The organism is Pseudomonas sp. MT92 (assembly GCF_058792515.1).
The window spans coordinates 157138-181084 of sequence record NZ_JBXAFA010000009.1 but is presented as its reverse complement, the minus strand read 5'-3'; the positions used below and the strand labels follow the sequence as shown (position 1 = coordinate 181084).

The 23947-nt window shown below is 58.9% G+C and carries 19 protein-coding genes and 3 tRNA genes (1 of these 22 cut by a window edge); 6 read left to right on the top strand and 16 right to left on the bottom strand.

From position 1 onward, the window contains the following. Positions 1 to 2: 2 nt before the first annotated feature. Both AC1Q6D_RS18380 and AC1Q6D_RS18375 read right to left on the bottom strand, forming a co-directional pair. Positions 3 to 1394, bottom strand: a complete 1392-nt coding sequence (locus tag AC1Q6D_RS18380; RefSeq protein WP_103405984.1) for an FAD-dependent oxidoreductase — start codon at positions 1392 to 1394, stop codon at positions 3 to 5. A 70-nt stretch (positions 1395 to 1464) separates the two neighbouring features. Then, positions 1465 to 2790: an MFS transporter gene (locus AC1Q6D_RS18375; RefSeq protein ID WP_103405985.1), complete on the bottom strand. Its 1326-nt coding sequence runs from the start codon at positions 2788 to 2790 to the stop codon at positions 1465 to 1467. Positions 2791 to 3058: 268 nt separating this feature from the next. Here AC1Q6D_RS18375 and AC1Q6D_RS18370 point away from each other — a divergent pair, with 268 nt between their 5' ends. Beyond that, entirely contained in the window at positions 3059 to 3931 is an 873-nt protein-coding gene (locus AC1Q6D_RS18370; RefSeq protein ID WP_103405986.1) for a LysR family transcriptional regulator, read from the top strand. A 22-nt stretch (positions 3932 to 3953) separates the two neighbouring features. Here the strand turns inward: AC1Q6D_RS18370 and AC1Q6D_RS18365 are convergent, their stop codons facing one another. Next, positions 3954 to 4817, bottom strand: coding sequence for a LysR substrate-binding domain-containing protein (locus tag AC1Q6D_RS18365; RefSeq protein ID WP_103405987.1), 864 nt, complete (start codon positions 4815 to 4817; stop codon positions 3954 to 3956). Positions 4818 to 4926: 109 nt separating this feature from the next. On the opposite strand from AC1Q6D_RS18365, the gene AC1Q6D_RS18360 reads away from it, so the two are divergent. The 3 genes from AC1Q6D_RS18360 (at position 4927) to AC1Q6D_RS18350 (ending at position 7671) form a co-directional block, all read left to right on the top strand. After that, positions 4927 to 6036 carry a 2-aminoethylphosphonate--pyruvate transaminase gene (locus AC1Q6D_RS18360; RefSeq protein ID WP_103405988.1) on the top strand — a complete coding sequence of 370 codons (1110 nt, stop codon included), beginning with the start codon at positions 4927 to 4929 and terminating at the stop codon, positions 6034 to 6036. Positions 6037 to 6103: 67 nt separating this feature from the next. Further along, positions 6104 to 6931, top strand: a complete 828-nt coding sequence (phnX, locus tag AC1Q6D_RS18355) for a phosphonoacetaldehyde hydrolase (protein ID WP_103405989.1) — start codon at positions 6104 to 6106, stop codon at positions 6929 to 6931. A 179-nt stretch (positions 6932 to 7110) separates the two neighbouring features. Continuing rightward, positions 7111 to 7671, top strand: a complete 561-nt coding sequence (locus tag AC1Q6D_RS18350) for a cytochrome b (RefSeq protein WP_047527556.1) — start codon at positions 7111 to 7113, stop codon at positions 7669 to 7671. Between the two features lie 58 nt (positions 7672 to 7729). Here AC1Q6D_RS18350 and AC1Q6D_RS18345 read toward each other — a convergent pair whose 3' ends face one another. Both AC1Q6D_RS18345 and AC1Q6D_RS18340 read right to left on the bottom strand, forming a co-directional pair. Beyond that, positions 7730 to 8656 carry a 1-aminocyclopropane-1-carboxylate deaminase/D-cysteine desulfhydrase gene (locus AC1Q6D_RS18345; protein ID WP_103405990.1) on the bottom strand — a complete coding sequence of 309 codons (927 nt, stop codon included), beginning with the start codon at positions 8654 to 8656 and terminating at the stop codon, positions 7730 to 7732. An 83-nt stretch (positions 8657 to 8739) separates the two neighbouring features. Then, complete coding sequence (locus tag AC1Q6D_RS18340) at positions 8740 to 10779, bottom strand: oxidoreductase (protein WP_103405991.1); 2040 nt, start codon at positions 10777 to 10779, stop codon at positions 8740 to 8742. A gap of 211 nt (positions 10780 to 10990) precedes the next feature. On the opposite strand from AC1Q6D_RS18340, the gene AC1Q6D_RS18335 reads away from it, so the two are divergent. Both AC1Q6D_RS18335 and AC1Q6D_RS18330 read left to right on the top strand, forming a co-directional pair. Next, positions 10991 to 12121 carry a nitrilase-related carbon-nitrogen hydrolase gene (locus AC1Q6D_RS18335; RefSeq protein WP_103405992.1) on the top strand — a complete coding sequence of 377 codons (1131 nt, stop codon included), beginning with the start codon at positions 10991 to 10993 and terminating at the stop codon, positions 12119 to 12121. Positions 12122 to 12124: 3 nt separating this feature from the next. Continuing rightward, positions 12125 to 13165 (top strand): AraC family transcriptional regulator, encoded by a 1041-nt coding sequence (locus tag AC1Q6D_RS18330; RefSeq protein ID WP_103405993.1) that lies wholly within the window; start codon positions 12125 to 12127, stop codon positions 13163 to 13165. Between the two features lie 3 nt (positions 13166 to 13168). Here AC1Q6D_RS18330 and AC1Q6D_RS18325 read toward each other — a convergent pair whose 3' ends face one another. The 11 genes from AC1Q6D_RS18325 to AC1Q6D_RS18275 form a co-directional block, all read right to left on the bottom strand. Then, positions 13169 to 13354 (bottom strand): hypothetical protein, encoded by a 186-nt coding sequence (locus AC1Q6D_RS18325; RefSeq protein WP_130207725.1) that lies wholly within the window; start codon positions 13352 to 13354, stop codon positions 13169 to 13171. 150 nt (positions 13355 to 13504) lie between these two features. Beyond that, positions 13505 to 14362 (bottom strand): DUF2242 domain-containing protein, encoded by an 858-nt coding sequence (locus AC1Q6D_RS18320; RefSeq protein WP_103405994.1) that lies wholly within the window; start codon positions 14360 to 14362, stop codon positions 13505 to 13507. A gap of 203 nt (positions 14363 to 14565) precedes the next feature. Further along, positions 14566 to 16437, bottom strand: a complete 1872-nt coding sequence (locus AC1Q6D_RS18315; RefSeq protein ID WP_047527544.1) for a SurA N-terminal domain-containing protein — start codon at positions 16435 to 16437, stop codon at positions 14566 to 14568. A gap of 232 nt (positions 16438 to 16669) precedes the next feature. Beyond that, positions 16670 to 16942 (bottom strand): HU family DNA-binding protein, encoded by a 273-nt coding sequence (locus AC1Q6D_RS18310; protein ID WP_002552737.1) that lies wholly within the window; start codon positions 16940 to 16942, stop codon positions 16670 to 16672. 149 nt (positions 16943 to 17091) lie between these two features. Continuing rightward, on the bottom strand, positions 17092 to 19488 hold the full coding sequence (gene lon / locus AC1Q6D_RS18305; protein WP_047527532.1) for an endopeptidase La: 2397 nt from the start codon (positions 19486 to 19488) through the stop codon (positions 17092 to 17094). Between the two features lie 269 nt (positions 19489 to 19757). Next, positions 19758 to 21041 carry an ATP-dependent Clp protease ATP-binding subunit ClpX gene (gene clpX / locus AC1Q6D_RS18300; protein ID WP_047527529.1) on the bottom strand — a complete coding sequence of 428 codons (1284 nt, stop codon included), beginning with the start codon at positions 21039 to 21041 and terminating at the stop codon, positions 19758 to 19760. Between the two features lie 112 nt (positions 21042 to 21153). Then, positions 21154 to 21789 (bottom strand): ATP-dependent Clp endopeptidase proteolytic subunit ClpP, encoded by a 636-nt coding sequence (gene clpP / locus AC1Q6D_RS18295; RefSeq protein WP_090468346.1) that lies wholly within the window; start codon positions 21787 to 21789, stop codon positions 21154 to 21156. A 93-nt stretch (positions 21790 to 21882) separates the two neighbouring features. Then, the gene (gene tig, locus AC1Q6D_RS18290; RefSeq protein ID WP_047527526.1) at positions 21883 to 23193 is read right to left on the bottom strand and encodes a trigger factor; all 1311 of its coding nucleotides are present in this window, start codon (positions 23191 to 23193) and stop codon (positions 21883 to 21885) included. 402 nt (positions 23194 to 23595) lie between these two features. Beyond that, a tRNA-His gene (locus AC1Q6D_RS18285) sits at positions 23596 to 23671 on the bottom strand. 78 nt (positions 23672 to 23749) lie between these two features. Beyond that, positions 23750 to 23834 (bottom strand) — tRNA-Leu (locus AC1Q6D_RS18280). A gap of 57 nt (positions 23835 to 23891) precedes the next feature. Further along, positions 23892 to 23947, bottom strand: a tRNA-His gene (locus AC1Q6D_RS18275); it runs 120 nt beyond the window's last position.

Genomic DNA, 23947 nt, shown 5'->3' with positions numbered 1-23947 from the left:
CCTCACCCCTTGTCAGCCTTGCCGGCCGCCGCCGCGAACCTGGCCAGGCGCACGTCCAGATGCCGGGGCCGCCGTCCGTGGTCCTCGGCGCGCTCCTTGCGGCGAATGGCGTTGCGCACCATCAGCGAGCCAAGGTAACGAATCGGTTCCGGCGGGAAGAAGCCCAGCGGTCCGTTGACCAGTGGCGAGCGCGTCCAGGGATTGTCCAGGCCCTGGACCATCGAAGCCAGAATCTGACCGCCCATGTGGCATGGCCCGACGCCGCTGCCGGAATATCCAAAACCGTAGAACAGGTTCCCGCTGGCACTCATCTGCCCAAAGAACGGCAGCCCTGTGACCGAGCGATCCGACGGGCCGTTCCAGGTTGCGTCGACCTTGACGTCGGCAAACGCCGGGAAGAAGTCCGTCAGACTGCTGCGAAGCAGACCGGCATAGGGCGATGGCTGATCGAACACCGGTGACAGGCGACCACCGTAAGCGAAGGTATTGCCGCCCTTGCCGAGCATGATCCGGCCGTCGGGTGTGTTGTGGTAGTAGTGCACGAAAATCCGCGAATCGAGCACGGTGACACCGCTGGTCAAACCGATTTCGTCGAGCAGATCGGGTCGTGGTTCGGTGATCAACATGTCGCTGGAGACGATCGCCACGCTGCGTTCGAACTGTGGGAATGCCCGTGCCATCCAGGCATTCATCGCCAGCACCACACGATCGGCGCGAACGCTGCCATTGGCGGTCTGGATGACGGCCGACTTACCTTCCTCCAGCCCGGTCATGGCGGTGTTTTCATGAATCCGCACGCCAAGCTGCAAGGCCACCCGGCGCAAACCACGCACCAGTTTGCCTGGCTGCACGCTGGCGGCGGCCGGGGAAAACCAGCCTTCCAGGTGCCTGGTAGAACCGGCCATGCGTTGTACATCAGCCAGCGATCGCTGACTGAACGAGTTGATGCCGTTGCGCTCCAGCGCGGCGATCACCGCGTCGGTCGAGCCGACCTGAGCACGGTTGGTCGCGGTGTAGAGGGTGCCATCGAGGCGGTAGTCGGCGTCCACCGCATACCGTTCGCAGAAGGCCCCGATCGCGTGGATGCTGCGCTCGGATTCCTTGACCAGCCGCACCGCTTCTTCTGCGCCGAACAGGCGTTCAAGGGTGAAATACTTGGCCGACCACGACAGCGCACAACCACCGTTGCGGCCACTGGCGCCGGCGCCACAGATATCGGCTTCGATCAGCATCACTTCCAGGCCGGGGTTTTGCTCCTTGAGCATGATGGCGGTCCATAACCCGGTGTAACCGCCGCCGACGATGCAGACGTCGGCGCGGATGTCGCCTTGCAGCGCCGGACAGGTTTCGCACGTCTCGGTCTTCAAGGCCTGCTCCAGCCAAAAGGGTCTCATGGGATCACTCTCCATTCGATAGTCCGCACGCCAGCCTGCCGTAAACGCAGCAGGCGGCGACGGACAGGGTTCAGGTACGCAGGGATTTGACGCTTATCGGCCGGTTAGGCACGAGGGGATAGTGGGTTCGCAAACCACCGGGGCGGCTGTTCCAGTGCGGGATCAACACCAGTGCGGAGAACATCGCGCAGCCAGCGAAGACAATGAACACCGTCACGGTGTCGAAATAACCAGGCAGCAACCCGCCAAGAATCGCCCCGACCGAGCCGCAACCGTTGACGAAACCGGCGGCGGTCGCACCGGCCTTGGCAGTACCGAAGTCGATGGCGGCCGCGCCGCTGATCATCGAATCCGGTCCATAAAGCGTCAGCCCCATGACAAACAGCAGCGCCACTACCAGCAGCACACTGCCGGTGTGCAGGGCACCCATGAACAGCGCGAGCGACACGGTCAGCGCCAGCAGACTGAGCACACAGGCGGGCATACGTCGGGCGCCGAACATTTTGTCGGAGGCGAGGCCGATCATGATCGGTCCGAGCAACCCGGCCAGTTCGAACGCCGTCGGAATGATCGCCGCGCCGACCTTGCCCACCGAGGGCATCTGTTCGAAAACAATCACCGGGCCCCAGAGCAGAATCGCATAGCGCGCCGGCTTCAGCATGAAGTACGCGAGGCCGAGCACCAGTACCGTACGATTGCGCAGAATTTCCTTTAACGGCTCCAGGACGCTGATTTTGCTTTGAGCCTGTGCCTCTTCAGCGGTCAGCTCGGGCTCGGGCTCCACAGCCGGCAAACCAACGTCTTCGGGTTTGTTGCGTTGAAAAATAAAAAACAGCACGGCGACCAGCCCAACCACCGCCGCACTGGAAATGAACGCCGCATGCCAGCTGCCGATGAGCGTATAGGCCCACCAACCGGCAAAGGGCGATGCCACCAGACCGCCAAAGGCGTAGCAGGAACTCCACAGGCCCAACACCCGCCCGCGCTGCTCGGCGGGATAGAAACTACCGAGGTTCTTGCACAGCCCCGACCAACCGGTGGACTGCGCCAGGCCTTGAATCAACATGCAAGTGGCGAAAATCGGCAACGTGGCGAAACTGCCCATCACCAGCGCGGCGGCCGCAGAAATCAGCAAGCCGCCCAGTACCACGACCCGCGGGCCGAAGCGATCGGCCAGGATGCCCCAGGTGAATTGCCCGATGGCGTAAGCGGTCAGATAGATTGCATCGAGGTTGGCCATGGCCATTTTGTCGAGCATGAACATCGGGTCTTCGCCAATCCCGAGTTTTGCAACAGAGAATGCTTTGCGAGTGAAGTAGAAAGCGGCGTAGGCGAGCCAGGTGATCGCGAAGATCTGCACGCGCCAACGTTTGATGGTGCCGATGGGCTTGTTCATTGTGGTTCTGACCTCAGGGTGTGAGTGTGCCGGCAGAATTGAAAGAAAACGCCTGTGTTTTTATTGTTGAGCACTGCGAAATCACCTTGTCCCTGTGGGCGATTCCGGTCAGATGAGTCCTGTTGTTGCACGCACAGGCTCATGGCACCCGCTGCTGTTCGATTGACCAGTCACCGGGGCTGAGGTGGATAAAAACAATTACTGATTAATAAGTGAAATCGATTTATCGTATTTCAAAAATAAGCTCAGCTTGTTATTGGAGATTCGCATGTCGGTTTCCCACGCCCAACTCAAAGCCTTCCACGCCGTAGCCGTGCACGGGAGCTTTACCAAAGCCGCCGAACGACTGTTTCTCACGCAACCGGCCATTTCCGATCAGGTGCGCAAACTCGAAGAGCGCTACGGTGTGCTGCTGTTCCACCGCAACAAGCGTTCAGTGCGCCTGACCGACCTGGGCGAACGCTTGCTCGGCGTCACGCAGAAACTGTTCGTGATCGAAGCCGAAGCCCAGGAACTGTTGCAAGACTCCCAGGCCTTGCAGACCGGCAGCCTGGTTCTGGCGGTGGACGCGCCGGTGCATGTGCTGCCGCAGATCGCCCGATTCTGTGAGCGTTATCCGGGGATCAGCGTGAAGATCGAAACCGGCAACACCGATGAGTCGCTATTGCGGCTCTTCAACTATCAGGCCGATCTGGCGTTACTGGGCCGTGATGTCAGTGATGAACGTCTGCTCTCGTTACCGCTGCGCAACGACCCGATGGTGGCGTTCGTGTCGCGCAATCACCCGTGGGCCGATCGTAAGTCCATCTGCCTGGCGGACCTGGACGATACGCCGCTGGTGCTGCGGGAAATCGGTTCGGTGACGCGACAAACACTGGAAGAGGAAATGGCTGGCGCCGGTTTTCGCATCCGCCCGGCCATTCAGGTCGAAGGGCGGGAGGCGGCGCGAGAAGCGGTGGTGGTGGGGATTGGTGTCGGCGTGGTGTCGGCAGCCGAATTCGGCGCGGATTCGCGTGTGTGTGCATTGCCGATTACCGATTGCAAACGGCGGTTGACCGAAACGCTGGTGTGCTTGCGCGAGCAGAGTTCGCGGCGGGTGGTGGCGACGTTTCTGGAAATGGTGCGCGAGAGCCTGAGGTAGGCAGGTCTGGCCCCATCGCGGTTTATCGGCCTGGCACCAACTCAAAAAACGCCTGGATCAAACGCAAATCCCGGCGCCGTTCCATGCACCCCATCATGTGCCGGTTCACCAACCCCTCGCCAATGATCGGCACCGCCGTCACCCGGGGGTCGTGGCTCACCTCTACCGAAGACACCACGCCCACGCCCAACTCGGCGGCCACCGCTTCAGTCACCGCTTCGCGACTGTCCAGCTCCAGCAACACCCTTGGGTTGACCTGGGCATGGGCGCACGCCTGATCAAAGGTGCGCCGGGTTATCGAACTCGGCTCACGCAACACCATGATCACCTGATCCAGTTCCTTGAGTGGCACGCCATTGGACCGTTGCGCCCACGGATGACCGTCGGGCACCAGTGCGCAAATGTGTGACTCGCTGAGCGCTTGCAGATGCAGCCCCTTGCGCGGCTCGACTTCGGTCAGCACCGCCACGTCGGCATGTTCGGACAACAGCGCCGCCAGGGTTTCCTGAGCATTGCCCAGGCGCAGGTTCACCGTGATGCCCGGATAACGCGCCCGCAGGCTCGCGAGCATCGGCATAACCATATGCGGGCCGTCTGCCGCCACTTCCAGGCGCCCGGTCAGCAACTGCCGGTTGGCCTCCAGCATCGCCTGTGCTTCTTCGGCCAGGCCGAACATGGCCCGGGTGATCGCCGCCAGTTTGGTGCCCTCTTCCGTCAACTCCACCCGTCGCGCGGTGCGGCGCAACAGGCTGATCTGGTAGTGCTCCTCCAGCGCCTTGATGTGCCCGGTGACCGCCGGTTGACTGATGAACAGCCGTGCGGCCGCCCGGGTAAAGCTGCCCTCGCGGGCCACTGCGTCGAAAGCACGCAGCTGAAACAGATTCATGAATAAGCCTCACTGATGGCTGGCATAACAACAAACAATTTGATTGATAACACAGCAAATTGCAATTTAGGCCCCGTAGCTTCATCCCATCGATTGCGAGGACACGAGAATGAGTACTGCCGCCCCCATCCTGCTCACCCCTGGCCCACTGACCACTTCGGCACGCACCCGTCAGGCGATGATGGTCGACTGGGGTTCATGGGATGAGCGCTTCAACCAGTTGACCGCCAGCCTCTGCGAACAACTGCTGGCAATCATCAACGGGGGCGCCAGTCATCACTGCGTGCCCCTGCAAGGCAGCGGCACCTTCGCGGTCGAAGCGGCCATCGGCACGCTGGTACCGCGCGACGGCAAAGTGCTGGTACTGATCAACGGTGCCTACGGCAAACGCCTGGCGAAAATCTGCGAAGTGCTCGGCCGCTCGTTCAGCACCTTCGAAACCGCCGAAGACGAACCCACCACCGCCGCCGACGTCGAGCGCCTGCTGCGCGCCGATGACAGCATCACCCACGTCGCGCTGATTCACTGCGAAACCAGCACCGGTATCCTCAACCCGCTGCCGGAAATCGCTCGGGTCGTTGCGCAACACGGCAAACGCCTGATCATCGACGCCATGAGTTCCTTTGGCGCGCTGCCGGTCGACGCGCAACAGATTCCGTTCGACGCACTGATCGCCGCTTCGGGCAAATGCCTGGAAGGCGTGCCGGGGATGGGGTTCGTTTTCGCTCGCAAGGAAGCCTTGGCCAGCGCTGCCGGCAACTCGCACTCGCTGGCAATGGATCTGTTTGACCAGCACTCCTACATGGCCAAGACCGGCCAATGGCGCTTCACCCCGCCGACCCACGTGGTCGCGGCGCTGCACGAAGCCCTGCTGCAATACAACGAAGAAGGCGGCCTGCCGGCCCGGCACCAGCGCTACGCCGCCAACTGCGAGGCACTGATGGAAGAGATGGGCAAGCTTGGGTTGCGCAGCTTCCTGCCGGCCGCCATCCAGGCGCCGATCATCACCACGTTCCACGCACCGAAAGATCCACGCTACCAGTTCAAGGAATTCTACGAACGGGTCAAGGCCAAGGGTTACATCCTCTACCCCGGCAAACTGACCCAGGTCGAAACCTTCCGCGTCGGCTGCATCGGTCACGTCACCCCGGCGCAGATGCGCGAAGCGGTGGCGGCGATTGGCGACGTGCTGCGTGAGATGGAAGTGTTAGAGATCTAAGCCATACCGCCTTCCCCACAGTAACCACATCGCCCCTATTAGCCAGTTGCCACAGGACTTGATCACCATGAACTACACCCATCCAAGCAAACTCCAGGCCGCCATCCTCGACTGGGCCGGCACCGTGGTCGATTTCGGCTCCTTCGCGCCGACGCAGATCTTTGTCGAAGCCTTCGCCGAGTTCGACGTCCAGGTGTCCATCGATGAAGCCCGTGGCCCGATGGGCATGGGCAAGTGGGACCACATCCGCACCTTGTGCAATCAGCCGGAAGTCGCCGAGCGCTACCGCAACGTGTTTGGCCGCACGCCCACCGACGATGACGTCACCGCCATCTATGAACGCTTCATGCCGCTGCAGATCGAAAAAATCGCCGAGCATTCGGCACTGATCCCGGGCGCCCTGGACACCATCGCCAACCTGCGCCGGCAAGGGATCAAGATCGGCTCGTGCTCCGGCTACCCGAAGCAGGTCATGGACAAGGTGGTCGAACTGGCCGCCACCAACGGTTACGTGGCCGATCACGTGGTCGCCACCGACGAAGTGCCGAATGGCCGCCCATGGCCGGCACAGGCACTGGCCAACGTAATTGCCCTGGGCATCGACGATGTCGCCGCCTGCGTGAAGATCGACGACACCGTGCCAGGCATTCTCGAAGGTCGCCGCGCTGGCATGTGGACCGTGGCGCTGATCTGTTCGGGCAACGCCCTGGGCCTGGACTACGAGGGTTATCGCGCCTTGGACAGCGATAAACTGGACAGCGAACGCACGCGTATCCATGCGCTGTTCGAAGGCTCGCGCCCGCATTACATGATCGACACCATCACCGACTTGCCGGCCGTGATCGCCGATATCAACAAGCGACTGGCCAACGGTGAGATGCCGCAAACCAGCTGATTGCCACGCCTCCAAATGCAGCGCCAGTGTGTGAACGGAACTGGCGCTTTTTGCTGTCAATCAGCTGAACCAGTGCTCCCGTGACCCATCGCCACAGGCAAACACGGTGAAACAGGATTACAGTAAAGCACACCGTCGAAGAAGAACGGTGGCTTGAGCTGACCTGTGAGGAACACCGTATGCCATGGAAAAATTCCGATTCGCGCTATAGCACCGTCTCGATAGCGCTGCATTGGTTGATGTTGGTCTTGCTGGCGTTGGTTTATGCCTGCATAGAATTTCGCGGGATTTTCCCCAAGGGCAGTGGCGGGCGAACACTGATCGTGGAATCGCACTTCATGCTCGGCCTGACCGTGTTCGTTCTGGTCTGGTTGCGTTTGTTTGCTCGCAGCCTGGGCCCGGCGCCACAAATCTTCCCGGCCTCCCCTCGGTGGCAGACGGTGATGGCCAGGCTGATGCACTGGGCGCTGTACCTCTTCATGATCACCATGCCGATTCTCGGCTGGCTGGTCACCAGTGCCAAAGGCAATCAAGTGATGTTTTATGGTATCGACCTGCCCATGCTGATCGCTGAAGACAAAGCACTGGCCAAACAAATCCAGGGTTGGCATGAACTTGGCGCAACCATCGGCTATTGGCTGATTGGCCTGCACGCGTTGGCCGGGCTTTATCATCACTACGTGGTCGGCGATAACACCTTGCTGCGGATGATGCCCAAACGAGTGAGCCGCAATTCCTGAGACCCGCAATACCTGAGTGTGGGAGCAAGCCTGCTCCCACACTGGTTTCTGTTGCCCTTCAGTGCTGCGAACCGAACCCTCGCAGGCCCTGCAAGCCACCGGTATGGATGAAGATCAGTCGGGTCCCGGGAGCAAACCGGCCCGCCTCGACTTGCTGTTTGAGCGCCAGCAACGCCTTACCTGTGTACAGCGGTTCCAGAGGAATGCCGCTGGCGCGCTCGGTCTTTTCGATGAATTCGAGCAACGGCGGATCGACGCGGGCAAAACCGCCACGACTGGCGTCGAACAGTTGATAAACCGCCGTGGTTTCGCCCGCTTCTGCAACGATCCTCTCGACCGCCTGCGCGACCCCATGATCGTCGGGCACCGCCAACGCGCCGTAAACCGGATGATCCCCCGCTTCAGCCAGCACCAGGCCGGCCAGGGTCGTACCCGTTCCGCAGGCCAGCCACCAACCGTCGTAGTCGCTCCAGCCGACACGGGCCAGTTGCGCAGTGACCTGCGCCCTCAACTGCATGCAGCCCCGCGCGCCTGGCAAACCACCGCCGCCTTCGGGGACCGGGTGCAATGTCGGGTACAGGGATTGCCACGGCTGCCAGAAACCCGCTTCGTGCCGCGCGCGATAGCCGCCATAACCGAGCCAGTGCAACTGCATGCCGAACGCCTGCAAGTCTTTCACGGTGGGCGTTTGCTGAGGGTGGCCGCGCAGCAGACCGACCGTGGCAAAACCCAGGCGCTTGCCGGCGGCGGCCAGTGCGTGAAGGTGATTGGAGTGCGCGCCACCGAGGCTGATGATGCCCTCGGCACCCGCCCGGTCAGCGGCGTTGAGGTGTTCGATGAGCTTGAACCATTTGTTACCGCTGATCAGCGGGTCGATCTGATCCAGGCGCAGGATGGCGACTTCGATTCTGGCGCGGCTGAGCCAGTCGAGTTGCAGTGGTTCGAGGGGGGCTTGGGGTCGCCAGTTTGCGGGAGGAGAAAGCATTGATGCCGGCCCAGGGAAAAGAGCCGGCATCTTAGCAGTTGACGGGTGACGAGGGCGTTCGCGCCCTCGCCGCAGTGCTGCTATTACAACTCAGCCGCCAACCGCGAACCCTGATTGATTGCACGCTTGGCATCCAGCTCCGCCGCGACGTCGGCGCCACCGATCAAATGCACGTTCTGCCCTGCCGCGACCAGGCCTTCCTGCAACTCGCGCAACGGGTCTTGGCCGGCACAGATCACGATATTGTCCACCGGCAGCACTTGCGGCTCGCCGGTTTCGCCGATGCGGATGTGCAAGCCTTGGTCGTCGATCTTCAGGTATTCGACACTGTTAAGCATCTGCACCTGCTTGTTCTTCAAACCGGTGCGGTGAATCCAGCCGGTGGTTTTGCCAAGGCCGTCGCCGACCTTGGACTTCTTGCGTTGCAGCAGGAACACTTCACGGGCCGGGGCATGGGGCGTGGCCTTGATCCCGGCGACACCGCCGCGCGCGTCCAGGTGCGTATCGATGCCCCATTCTTTCCAGAATTCATCGCGGTTCAGGCTGGTGGACACGCCCTGGTGAACAAGGAACTCCGACACATCGAAACCGATACCACCGGCGCCAATCACCGCGACACGCTTGCCCACTGGCTTGCGCTCGAGGAGCACGTCCAGGTAACTCAGGACCTTGGCGTTCTCGACGCCTGGAATCGCCGGGGTTCTTGGGGCGATGCCGGTCGCCAGGATGATTTCGTCGTAACCGCCCTCGACCAGTCTTGCCACATCCACCCGGGTGTTCAGGCACAGCTCGACGTGGGTGGTCTGCAACTTGCGGTTGAAGTAACGCAGGGTCTCGTAGAACTCTTCCTTGCCCGGTACGCGCTTGGCGACGTTGAACTGCCCGCCGATCTCGCTGGCCGAATCGAACAGCGTCACTTGATGGCCGCGCTCGGCCGCTACGGTCGCGGCGGACAAACCGGCAGGGCCGGCACCGACCACGGCGATTTTCTTGATCTGCTTGACCGGCAGATAGTTGAGTTCGGTTTCGTGGCAGGCACGCGGGTTGACCAGGCAACTGGTCAACTTGCCGCCGAAGGTGTGGTCCAGGCACGCCTGGTTGCAACCGATGCAGGTGTTGATTTCGTCGGCGCGGCCTTCAGCGGCCTTGTTGACGAAGTCCGGGTCGGCGAGGAACGGCCGCGCCATCGAGACCATGTCAGCATCGCCTTCGGCCAGAATCTGCTCGGCGACTTCGGGGGTGTTGATGCGGTTGGTGGTGATCAGCGGAATATTCACCGAACCACGCAGCTTAGCCGTGACCTTGCTGAAGGCCGCACGCGGGACCTTGGTGGCAATGGTCGGAATCCGCGCTTCATGCCAGCCGATACCGGTGTTGATAAGGGTCGCACCCGCCTGCTCGATGGCCTTGGCCAACTGCACGATTTCTTCCCAGGTACTGCCGCCTTCCACCAGATCGAGCATCGACAGGCGGAAAATAATGATGAAGTTCGGCCCTACCGCTTCACGCACCCGGCGGACGATCTCCACTGGCAAGCGCATGCGGTTTTCGTAGCTGCCGCCCCAGCGGTCGGTACGGTGGTTAGTATGAGCGGCCAGGAACTGGTTAATGAAATACCCTTCGGAGCCCATGATTTCGACGCCGTCGTATTCGGCCTGTTGCGCCAGGGTCGAACAGGTGACGAAATCGCGGATCTGCTTCTCGATGCCTTCCTCGTCCAGCTCTTTGGGCTTGAACGGGTTGATCGGCGCCTGAATGGCGCTCGGCGCGACCTGTTTCGGGCTGTAGGCATAACGGCCGGCGTGAAGGATCTGCATGCAGATCTTGCCACCCGCCTCGTGCACCGCGCGCGTCACGATCTGGTGCTTGAGCGCCTCTTCTTCGGTGGTCAGCTTGGCGGCGCCGGAATACACCCCGCCCTCATCGTTCGGACCAATGCCACCGGTGACCATCAAACCGACACCCCCACGGGCACGCTCGGCGAAATAGGCCGCCATGCGCTCGAACCCACCCGGTTTCTCTTCGAGGCCGGTGTGCATCGACCCCATCAGGGTACGGTTGCGCAGCGTGGTGAAACCCAGGTCCAGCGGGGCCAGCAGGTGCGGGTAATGGGCGGCGGTCATCGGAAACTCCACATCGAGCGATCACGGGAAAAATGCGGAAGCTCTCGTGGCCCCCGTCAGTCATGTTCGACAGACTAAGAGCCGAGTCGTTGTCACTCAATGACCATAACTGACAACTTATTGATCCAAATGCGCAGCCCCCCTTGGCAAGCGCCGGCATGGGCCATACCCTAGTCGACGAATCCTGCTCGCGGCCGTTGACTGTTTCCCCATGCGCAAACTTTTGTACCTGACCTTCTCCATGGCGCTGATTGCTGTCCTGACGACCTACGCCATGTGGGCCGCGGATCGCCCGGTGGGGCATTACCTCTCGGACTTGCGGATCAACCTGGCCGTCGATCAGGGCACGCCTGCCGACCGCGGCAATCTGCTGGGCATCCAGCCCGAACTCTTTCCCACCGATTATCAGAGCCCTGAACGCCTGCACCGCAAACTCGCGGCCTACTTGCAGAAAGCCAAAGACCAGGGATTGCTGAACGAAAAAACCATCGTGGTCCTGCCGGAGCATGTCGGCACCTGGCTGATGGTCAGCGGCGAGAAGGATGAGCTGTACCAGGCCAGCACGTTGAAGGAAGCCATGAACTGGCTGGCCGCAAGCAACCCCTTGAAATTTGTCCGTGCCTTGATCAGCGCCGAAGGCGGCAACCGCCTGGACGATGCTCACCTGCGTATGAAAGCAAAAGGCATGGCCAAGGATTACCAGGCGTTGTTTGGCGGCCTGGCGAAAGAATTCAACGTGACGCTGGTGGCAGGCTCCATTGTATTGCCCGAGCCGAGCATCATCGATGGCACTCTGAAAATCGGCCACGGTGCGCTTTACAACAGTAGCGTGGTGTTTAGCCGCGATGGCCTGCCAATCGGGCAACCGCAGCGCCAGATGCACCCGATGTTTGCCAAGCAGGATGGGATCAAGGCCAGTGGCGAGCATTCACTCAATGTGGTCGACACACCGGCCGGACGTTTGGGCGTGCTGATCGGTCGCGACAGCTGGTATCCGGAAAATTATCGCAAGCTCGACGAGCTGCACGTGCAACTGGTTGCGGTTCCCGCCTATTTGGCAGGGCGCGGCACCTGGGATCAACCGTGGCGAGGATACCGGGGCTCGTCGACGCCACTCTCTGTCAACCTCAAGCCAGGAGAGCTCAGCGAAGGCCAGGCGTGGCAGCACCTGACCCTCACGACCCAGGCACCGGCCAGTCAGGCCTCCGCTGGGGTCAGCGTGTTTCTGCGCGGGCAATTCTGGGATCAGGGCAGCGCCGGACAAAGCTTCATCAGCAGCAGCGGCCAGCAGTTCATCGATACCAACGCGCATGGTGCGCGCTTGCTGAACCTCTGGTTGTAGCGCATGAAATCCCTTCCGATGCGTCTGGGCGATCTGTCAGTGGGGTTTGTTCACAGCCTGGCTGACGCCATACGCAGCCACGGAGTGGACCCGCAACCCTTGCTCGAACAATACGGCCTCGACGCAGCCCGACTCGGCGAAGCGTGTGCACGACTCTCGATACCCCGCTACATGCGCCTGGGCCATGGCGCTATTCAGCTGACCGATAACCCGGCACTTGGACTGCGCATGGGCCGGTACAGTCGCTTGAGCCAGGCGGGCCTCGCCGGAGTTACCGCCTCCCAGGCGCCGACCGTGCGCGAAGCGGCACGTTGCCTGATCCGTTTTGAAGCCTTGTATGGTTCCAACTATCGCGGACAATCGAGCTTTCACGAAGACCCCCAGGGTGCCTGGCTGAGGTTCTACTCGATCAGCCCTTACAACAGCTATAACCGCTTTGTGGTCGACTCGATCATTGCCGGCTGGTTGCAGCAATTGTCCAGCGTCAGCCCTGCTCCACTGCGTGCCGAGCGCATCGAGATCGAATTCGAAGCCCCCGATTACCGCGCGGACTATGAAGTGTTGGGTGACTGCCCGATCCAGTTCGGCTGCGAACACAATCAGCTGCGCCTGGGCCTGGAGAGTCTCGCTCAGCGCAACCCTGAACATTGTCCAAGCACCTGGCGTCACTTGCTGCAACTGTGCGAGCGGGAACTGGAGCAACTGACACGCACCCGCAGCCTGCGTGAACGTATCACTCAGTTGCTGGGGCCGTTGCTCAATGGCGGCCGGGAACCCGACCTCGAAGAAGTGGCGGCACGCCTGAAGCTGCCCACCTGGACCTTGCGTCGCAGACTTGCCGAAGAAGGCACGCAATTTCGCGCAATTCTCAACGACACACGTCGCGACCTGGCCATGACCTACATTCGCGACACCGAACTGGCATTCGGAGAAATCGCCTATCTGCTGGGTTTTGCCTCAGCCGAAGCCTTTCAACGCGCATTCAAGCGCTGGAACCGTCAGACCCCCGGCGAATTTCGCCGCAGCCACCGTCAGTTAGCCTGACGCTTACAGCTCGGTCGCGTCTTCGGCTGGTTCCAGCGGGTCCAGCTCAAAGGCCTGATACTCGAGCAGCTCTTCCTGATAATCGTCCATTTTGAATCCCCCACGGCTCATTGAAAATTGTCTGAATAAATGACCAGCAACTTGAGCATAAAGTCCGCGCATGAAAGAAAAATGACGCAGCCACGACACGCCTTCGCTCTACGATAAAACGTAGCAGGCGGTCAGGCATTTATCAGCGTTTTTTTCGAGACAGACCGCAGAACGGCAGCCTGGTTTGACGTGGGTCAATCTGTGCAGCGCAATGGGAGCGGTTTTCCACTCCCGCGACGCTGCAACCCGCTATTGGCCGGTAACAGGCATCGCCGGAATCGGTTCTGTCGGCGGCGGCATGTCGCTTGAATGGGTCGGCGGCGTAATGGTTTCCGAGGATGCGGCCGGCTCTTCGCTCCGGGTCGCCGCAACTGGCGCGGTTTCCGGCGGCGCAACCGGCTCAGAGGCTGCGGGAGTGGCTTCAGCGGGCACTGGGGGCACTGGGGGCACTGGGGCCGCTACGGGTGCAGGTACTGCTGCCGGTGCCGGGGTCGCTGCTAACGGAGCCGGAGCAGCCTTGGCTTCAGGCACTCCCAGATCGGTTTTCGGTTTTTCGGTGATGTGTGCAGCCTTCTTCGCCTCCGGTGGCAGGAACAGTTCGACCAGCGTGAAAAAACGCTCATAGAACTTGGCCGACGATACGGTTTCGCTGGCGACCTTGACCATCGAGTCGTCAGACGAGCCTATTGGCATCGACACCGAACCCAACACACCGACACCAAGACTCGCGGAGTTGTTGGTCTTCTTCAATGCATAGCGGTCCTGCAGGGCATTGGCGAACATGGTCGCGTGGTGTCCCTCGCTACCATCATCGGTACACACCACACTGAAGCTGATCTCCATATGGGTCTCACCGGTCTGCTGGAAGCTCTTGTGACCACTGACCAGTTTCGGATCACTGCTGGTGATGATATAGCCCTGGCTGAGCAACGCCCGACGGGCGGCTTCACAGGATTGCGCATCAGTCACCGGATAGTTACGGGAAAACGTACCGGAGTCGGCGAAGTTCTCATGCTCATAGATGGCGGCTTTTTTCGACGAGCACCCGGCCGCAACGGCCAGCACCAGCGCCAGCCCGGCAACACGCATGGGAAATGATTTAAACATTGAACATCCTGAGGAAATCGGTTCGGGGCGTATTGTGCAACAGATCGATGCTTAGCGGCGCAACGATTGTGTCTTAAAACAGTTACAGGTCCGTTGATCCCGATATTAGGCAAAAGATCCCGGAAGATTGATGACAACTGCACAAACAAAAAACCCCGACCTTTCGGCCGGGGTTCTTGATAAGCGCAAAACTCAGTCGGGCATCAGAAACGCTTGATGTCCGCCTGACTTTCCAGCTGCTTGCGGTAAGCCGCAAAGTCCTGCTGGCCAACGCGCGAAGCGAGGAAGCGACGGTATTGAGCCTTCTCTTCTTCGGTTGGCGTTGCCGCTTCGTTGACACTGTTCAGCCGCACGATCATCAGGCTGCCATCAGGCAACGTCACGCTACTGAAGGCCGGCTTGTCTTTCGCGACAGGCTTCGGCATCCGGAACAGCGCTTGCAGCACGGTTGGGTCAACCCCCTCCTGAGCGCGAGTCGCGCCGGCGGTGACTTTCCAGTTCTGCCCGTCGATCGCCTTGTCCAACGGCGTCTTGCCAGCACGCAGACTGGCGATCAGCTCGTCAGCCTTGGTCTTGGCGGCGGCACTGGCGTGCTCCTTGGTCAATTGCTCGCGGATCGGGCCGGCGACGCTTTCCAGCGGCAGCTGCGCAGGCTTGAGGTGCTCCTTGGCGCGCAACACGATCACGGTTTCCGGATCGAGTTCGATGGCAGTGCTGTTGGCACCCTCATCAAGTACTTCAGGGCTGAACGCTGCAGTCACCACGGCACGGTTGGCCGTAACACCTTCGCCACCTTCACGGCCGAACGGCTTGGAGGTGTGAACGGTCAGCTTCAGGTCCTGCGCCGGCTGAGCCAGATCAGACGCCTCGAACGAAGAGTCTTCCAGTTGCTTGGTTGCCTCGACGAAGCGCTGTTCGACCTGCTGGGCCTTCAGTTCGCGAGTCAGCTTGTCTTTCAAGCTGGCGAAGGTCGGCACTTCCGGCGCTTCCACACCCAACAGCTTGATCAGGTGGAAACCGAAGTCGGTGCGAACCGGTGCGGAAACCTGATCCTTGGCCAGTGAATACAATGCTTTTTCGAACGCTGGATCATAGACACCCGGCCCCGCGTAGCCGAGATCACCACCGTTGTTGGCCGACCCAGGATCCTGGGAGAATTCCTTGGCCAGAGCCTCGAATTTATCGCCTTTGGCCAGACGGGCCTGGATCTCCTCGATCTTGGCCTTGGCTTGCGCCTCAGTGGTCTTGTCGTTCACTTCGATCAGAATGTGCGCCGCCCGACGTTGCTCGGACAGGTTCGCGGTTTCTTTCTGATACGCCGCTTGCAGGTCTTCGTCCTTGACGCTGACCTGATCAAAGAAGGAGGACTTCTTCAACTCCAGGTAATCGATGACCACCTGATCTGGCGTCATGAATTCCTTGGCGTGTTCGTCGTAATAGGCTTTGATTTCATCGTCGGTCAACTTCACAGCCGCCGGGTCAGCCTTGATGTTCAGGGAAGCGAAATCGCGGGTCTGTTTTTCCAGACGGGCGAAAGCCAGGACCTGTGCATCGGTGACAAAACCGCTGCCCGCAACGCCGGCGCGCAATTGACCGATCAGCATTTCCTGGGCCAGCATCTGACGGAATTGCAGACGGCTGTAGCCGAGCTGACGAATAACCTGATCGAAACGCTCAGGACTGAACTTGCCATCCACCTGGAATTCAGGTGTTTGCAGGATGACCTGGTCCAACGCCGCTTCGGAGAAAGCGAATTTCGAGCTCTCTGCGCCTTGCAGCAGCAGTTTGCGGTCGATCAAGCCTTTGAGGGCCGATTCGCGCAGCATTTTTTCGTCGAGCAAGGAAGCATCGAAATCCTTGCCCAGCTGTTGCATGAGTTGACGGCGTTGCATATCAACCGCCTGGCTCAGCTCGTTCTGGCTGATTTGTTCGCCGTTGACCTTTGCCGCTTCATTGTTGTGCGTCGTGGCCTTGAAAATGGCGTCGAAACCAGTCAAAGCCATCAGTGCAACGATGACCCCGATAATGGTCTTGGCAATCCAGCCTTGTGAATTGTCCCTGATATTCTGCAGCATGCGTCCCCCATAAACGGTTGAACTTCAAAATTAGGCAACCGTGGAGCGTGGGTAGAATCCGGATAGAAGAAAGGCGCATCCGAGGATGCGCCTTCTCGTAACTGGCGGAGCGGACCGATGACTCGAACTTGCGAGCCTCGGCGTCTCGGACCGGCATCTGCCGACTGGACTACCGCTCCGCTGCCAGGTCAGGCATGACCCCGACCCGGATAGGCAAAAACCTGAATCGAACTTAGTTGACAGCTTCTTTCAGAGCTTTACCGGCTTTGAAACCTGGTTTTTTGGCTGCTGCGATTTCCAGAGTCTTACCGGTCTGCGGGTTACGACCAATGCGAGCTGGACGATCAGTGACGGAGAAAGTACCGAAACCAACCAGAACAACAGAGTCGCCAGCCTTGAGAGCGCCAGTGACGGATTCGATTACAGCGTCCAGCGCACGGCCAGCAGCAGCTTTCGGGATATCAGCGGATGCAGCGATAGCATCAATCAGTTCCGACTTGTTCACTCTAAGTCCCCTTATATCTATTTGAGTATGATTCTAAGTTTTTTTGGTGAAAGCAAAAACGAGTGCTGAATGGCCTACAGACACTTAAGAGCCGCTTTATAACAAGGGCTCTAAAAAGCTGTCAAGGAAGCCCTTCAGGCAAATACGTACTAATGCGTGCTAATTCTTTCCTTAGAATCCGACTCGCGTTTTTCATCCTTCGCGACTATCTCCGGAGCCACATCAGGCAAGGGCTCCGGCGCGTATTGCAGCGCAATTTGCAGGACCTCGTCAATCCATTTAACCGGTTTAATCTGTAGATCTTGCTTGATATTGTCGGGAATTTCCTTCAGATCGCGCACATTCTCTTCCGGAATGATCACAGTCTTGATCCCGCCACGGTGAGCGGCCAACAGTTTTTCTTTCAGGCCACCGATTGCCAACACCTGACCACGCAAGGTGATTTCACCGGTCATGGCGACATCCGCGCGCACAGGGATACCGGTCAGTGCCGAAACCAGCGCCGTGCACATGCCTACACCGGCGCTAGGGCCGTCCTTCGGGGTCGCCCCTTCCGGCATATGGATGTGCGTGTCACGCTTCTCGTGGAAGTCCAGGGGGATCCCCAAGCTCTTAGCGCGGCTACGGACCACGGTCAAGGCAGCCGTGATCGATTCGACCATCACATCACCGAGCGAACCGGTCTTGATCAACTGGCCTTTGCCCGGTACGACGGCGGCCTCGATGGTCAGCAACTCGCCACCCACCTGCGTCCACGCCAATCCGGTGACCTGACCGATCTGGTCTTGCTGTTCAGCGAGGCCGTAGCGGAACTTACGCACGCCCAGGAAGTGTTCCAGCATGTCTGCGGTGACCTTCACCGAGAAGCGTTTTTCCAGTGCATGCTCTTTGACCGCCTTGCGGCAAACCTTGGCAATCTGCCGCTCCAGCCCCCGTACACCGGCTTCGCGGGTGTAGTAGCGGATGATGTCGCGGATCGCTTCGGAGTCGAATTCCAGCTCGCCCTTCTTAAGGCCATTGGCCGTAATCTGCTTGGGCGAAAGGTATTTGACCGCGATGTTGATCTTCTCGTCTTCGGTGTAGCCCGGCAGACGAATCACTTCCATCCTGTCCAGCAGCGCGGGCGGAATGTTCATGGAGTTCGAGGTGCACAGGAACATCACATCGGACAGGTCGTAATCGACTTCCAGATAGTGATCGTTGAAATTGTGGTTCTGCTCAGGATCGAGCACTTCCAGCAAAGCCGACGCCGGGTCGCCACGCATATCGCTGCCCATCTTGTCGATTTCATCGAGCAGGAACAGCGGGTTGCGAACGCCCACCTTTGTCATCTTTTGAATCAATCTTCCTGGCATCGAACCGATGTAGGTACGGCGATGACCACGAATTTCCGCCTCATCACGTACGCCGCCGAGGGCCATGCGCACGAATTTACGGTTGGTGGCGTGCGCAATCGACTCCGCCAGGGAGGTTTTGCCCACCCCAGGAGGCCCCACCAGGCACAACACCGGGCCACGAATTTTTTTCACGCGCTTTTGAACGGCGAGATATTCGAGAATTCGTTCTTTGACTTCTTCCAGACCGTAGTGATCGGCGTCGAGAATGTCTTCGGCGCGCGCCAGATCCAGACGCACTTTGCTCTGGGCCTTCCACGGCACCTGAACCAGCCAGTCGATGTACGAGCGCACCACGGTCGCTTCCGCGGACATTGGCGACATTTGCTTGAGCTTGTTCAGTTCGGCTGTAGCCTTGGCCAGCGCGTCTTTTGGCAGGCCAGCGGCATCGATACGCTTTTTCAGCTCTTCGATTTCGTTGTGCCCCTCGTCGCTGTCGCCGAGCTCCTTCTGAATGGCTTTCATCTGCTCATTCAGGTAGTACTCGCGCTGACTGCGCTCCATTTGCTTTTTGACACGACCGCGAATGCGTTTTTCGACTTGCAGCAGATCGATCTCGGCGTCCAGCAGCGCCAGAACGTGCTCGACCCGGGCCGATAAATCGATGATTTCGAGAATTTCCTGCTTCTGCTCGATCTTCAGGGCCATGTGCGCGGCCATGGTGTCGACCAGGCGCCCGGGCTCGTCGATGCTGTTGAGCGACGAGAGGACCTCAGCCGGGACTTTCTTGCCCAGCTGCACATATTGTTCGAACTGCGACAGCAGGCTGCGCACGAACACTTCCGACTCGCGCGCAGGCGCGTCGACTTCGTCGATCAAGGAGACTTCGGCACGGCAATGGCCGTCCACTTCACTGAAACGCTCCACGGCGCCGCGTTGCTCGCCTTCGACCAGAACCTTGACCGTGCCGTCAGGCAGCTTCAGCAATTGCAGAACGGTGGCAATCGTACCTACGCGATAAAGCGCATCTTCGCCGGGATCGTCGTCAGCAGGGTTTCTCTGTGCCAGCAGAAGGATTTGCTTGTCGCCCGTCATCGCAGCCTCAAGGGCTTCGATGGATTTCTCGCGCCCCACGAACAGCGGGATAACCATGTGCGGATAAACCACGACATCACGCAATGGCAGGAGAGGCAATTCGATGGTTGTCTTCATGATTTCGCCTCTACGGCGGCCATAAGGCCGTAAACAGATGGAAGTAAGCTTGAAACCAAGATGGGGGCTGATCTGGAAAAAAACAAGCGGATAAAAGTACGACTTAAAAGATCGCTTCTTACGGCGGCAACTGTGGGGCTCGGAGACAGCGAAAAAACAGGCAGGCGGGCTGGCATGTCGCCTTCCCAGCGGCGCAGCGATCCGACAAGCCCACCGCCACAAAAGCAAAGGGGCCCGAAGGCCCCTTCTTTGTACCGGCTGCGTGACGCTTATGCGTCTGGCGCGGCCTTGGCAGCAGGCTCACTGTTTTCATAGATATACAGTGGCTTGGACTTGCCTTCTATAACGCTTTCATCGATCACTACTTTACTCACCTCAGACTGCGAGGGGATTTCATACATAGTGTCGAGCAATACACCTTCGAGAATCGAACGCAGGCCACGAGCGCCGGTTTTGCGTTCCAGTGCGCGTTTCGCAACCGATTTCAGTGCGTCTGCCCGGAATTCCAGGTCCACGCCTTCCATCTCGAACAATTTGGCGTACTGCTTGGTCAGAGCATTTTTCGGCTCGGTGAGGATCTGCATCAAAGCAGCTTCATCGAGCTCGTCCAGTGTGGCAAGAACCGGCAGACGACCGACGAATTCCGGGATCAGACCGAACTTGACCAGATCGTCAGGCTCGACTTCACGCAGGGATTCACCGACTTTCTTGCCTTCTTCCTTGCTGCGCACTTCCGCGTTGAAACCAATGCCGCCCTTGGTGGAACGGTTTTGAATAACCTTTTCCAGACCGGAAAATGCACCACCGCAGATGAACAGGATGTTACGGGTGTCGACCTGAAGGAACTCCTGCTGTGGGTGCTTGCGACCACCTTGAGGCGGAACGGAAGCGACTGTACCTTCGATCAATTTGAGCAGGGCCTGCTGCACGCCTTCACCGGAAACGTCCCGGGTAATCGACGGGTTGTCAGACTTGCGCGAAATCTTGTCGATTTCATCGATGTAGACAATGCCCATCTGGGCTTTTTCCACGTCGTAATCGCACTTCTGCAGCAGCTTCTGAATGATGTTCTCGACATCTTCACCCACATAACCCGCCTCGGTGAGGGTGGTTGCGTCGGCGATGGTGAACGGAACGTTCAGCAAGCGGGCCAGTGTTTCGGCAAGCAGGGTTTTACCCGAGCCTGTCGGGCCGATCAGCAGGATGTTGCTCTTGCCGAGTTCGACATCGTCATTCTTTTTGTCACGCTGGTTCAGGCGCTTGTAGTGGTTGTACACCGCTACGGCCAGAATTTTTTTTGCACGCTCCTGACCAATCACATACTGATCAAGGATGCCGCTGATTTCTTTAGGCGAAGGCAATTTATGCGCGCTGCTTTCGGCCTGGGCTTCCTGCACCTCCTCACGGATGATGTCATTGCACAGGTCGACGCACTCGTCGCAGATAAAGACCGAGGGGCCGGCAATCAATTTGCGCACTTCATGCTGGCTTTTGCCACAGAAGGAGCAATAGAGCAGCTTGCCGTTGTCCTCGCCGTTGCGGGTGTCAGTCATTCGTTCGATCCAAATCCGATAGGCTTGCAACACAAGATGAAGGCTATTGCGGGCTTTTTCAAGCCCGCAGGTGATCGGACCTGCCGACCAACCTTATTTTGAGCTGCTTATTTTAAGCAGGGCGCTGGCTGATCACTTCATCGATCAACCCGTATTCACGCGCGGCTTCCGCACTCATGAAATTGTCGCGGTTTGTGTCTCGCTCGATTTCTTCAAGAGTGCGACCACTATGCTTGGCCATCAGCGTGTTGAGACGCTCACGAATAAAGAGGATTTCCTTGGCATGGATTTCGATATCCGAAGCCTGGCCCTGGAAACCGCCCAATGGCTGGTGAATCATCACACGTGAGTTCGGCAGGCAATAACGTTTGCCAGGGGCACCAGCCGTGAGAAGAAACGCACCCATGCTGCACGCTTGGCCAATGCAGGTAGTCGACACGTTTGGCTTGATGAACTGCATGGTGTCATAGATCGACATGCCCGCCGTCACCGAACCACCCGGGGAGTTGATATAGAGATGGATGTCCTTGTCCGGGTTTTCCGCTTCAAGGAACAGCAGTTGCGCACAGATCAGGTTGGCCATGTAGTCCTCTACCGGACCTACCAGAAAAATCACTCGCTCCTTGAGAAGACGCGAGTAGATGTCATAGGCGCGCTCGCCACGAGCAGACTGCTCGACAACCATCGGGACCAGGCCGCCTGCGGCCTGGATATCAGAGTTCTGCTGAATATACGAATTACGGAACATGCTCTGCAGTCACTCCCAAATAGTTATGTCTTGAATACGCATAAGCCAGCACGAAGGCTGGCTTATGGTGTGTACTTCTTACCGCAAAAACAATCAGTCGGCTTGTGGAGCTTCTACCGGCTTGACCGCTTCTTCGTAAGAGACCGATTTGTCGGTCACGCTAGCTTTCTGCAGAACAGTATCCACAACTTGTTCTTCCAGCACAACCGAACGGACTTCGTTCAGTTGCTGGTCGTTCTTGTAGTACCAGGACACAACCTGCTCAGGCTCTTGGTAAGCCGAAGCCATCTCCTGAATCATCTCGCGAACGCGGGCTTCGTCAGGCTTGAGGTCGAATTGCTTGACCACTTCAGCGACGATCAGGCCCAGTACTACGCGACGCTTGGCTTGTTCTTCGAACAGCTCGGCCGGCAGTTGATCAGGCTTGATGTTGCCGCCGAACTGCTGAACAGCCTGCACGCGCAGACGGTCAACTTCGTTGGACAACAGAGCCTTAGGCACTTCGATCGGGTTGGTGGCCAGCAGACCATCCATAACCTGATTCTTGACCTTGGACTTGATCGCCTGACGCAGCTCGCGCTCCATGTTCTTGCGAACTTCGGTGCGGAAGCCTTCCAGGCCGCTTTCCTTGATGCCGAATTGAGCGAAGAACTCTTCGGTCAGCTCTGGCAGTTTTGGCTCGGAAACGGTGTTTACGGTGACGGTGAACTCAGCGGTTTTGCCTGCCAGGTCCAGGTTCTGATAGTCCTCTGGGAAGGTCAGGTTCAGAACGCGCTCTTCGCCGGCCTTGGCGCCAACCAGGCCGTCCTCGAAACCAGGGATCATGCGACCGGAACCCAGAACCAGCTGAGTGCCCTTGGCGGAGCCGCCAGCGAACACTTCACCGTCGACCTTGCCTACGAAATCGATGTTCAGCTGGTCTTCGTTTTGAGCAGCGCGATCGGCCACTTCGAAACGGGTGTTCTGCTTGCGCAGGATGTCCAGCATCTTGTCCAGATCGGCATCAGCCACGTCAGCGCTCAGACGCTCTACGGTGATACCTTCGAAACCGGCAACGGTGAACTCAGGGAACACTTCAAAAACAGCAACGTATTCCAGGTCCTTGCCAGCTTCGAGCGACTTAGGCTCGATCGAAGGCGAACCAGCCGGGTTCAGCTTCTGCTCAACCACAGCTTCATAGAAAGAGGACTGGATCACGTCGCCTACAGCTTCCTGGCGAGCTTCAGCGCCGAAACGGCGCTTGATTTCGCTCATTGGCACTTTGCCTGGACGGAAGCCAGCAATCTTGGCCTTTTGGGCAGTCTGCTGCAGACGCTTGTTGACCTGAGTCTCGATGCGCTCAGCCGGCACGGTGATGCTCATGCGGCGCTCAAGAGCAGAAGTATTTTCAACAGAAACTTGCATGGATATTCCTCGTTGCACAGACGTTAGCCGGCCGTTTCCGACCCCAGAATCAAGGGCATGCATTCTAGTGGGTCAAACTCAAGAAGTCACCCTACTGAAAACGGGTAAAAAAGCAGCTGGCAATTTATAGGTGCGAATGCACGGATGCACCTCGCCCCGGTGGCAAATACAGCCAATCACGCCAGGGCTCTGCGCCAACCCTTCTATATATAGAAGAGGCAGCCAATCATCTCCCTGACAGCCGATCTTGCGAGCAAGGCCGGCGAGCAGCGCAGCATCATCGAGAAACATAAATACGACGAAACGCCCTGCCCCTGCGACCCAGAACCTGCAGCCGCTGAATACTCGAACCGCTGAAACAAAAAAGGCGCCAGACTTTTCAATCTGGCGCCTTTCGAAATATGGGGTGGACGATGGGGATCGAACCCACGACAACGGGAGTCACAATCCCGTGCTCTACCAACTGAGCTACGCCCACCATATTGCATGACAAAGAAGCCAAACAACTTCTTTAGTCAGCCCCAAACAAGCCAAGCGGCATGACTGAAGCTTTATTTGGTGCGGATGAAGAGACTCGAACTCTTACGCCTCGCGGCGCTGGAACCTAAATCCAGTGTGTCTACCAATTCCACCACATCCGCGGGTTGAAGCTGTTAAAGCAAAGGCGCCAGACTTTTAATCTGGCGCCTTTCGAAATATGGGGTGGACGATGGGGATCGAACCCACGACAACGGGAGTCACAATCCCGTGCTCT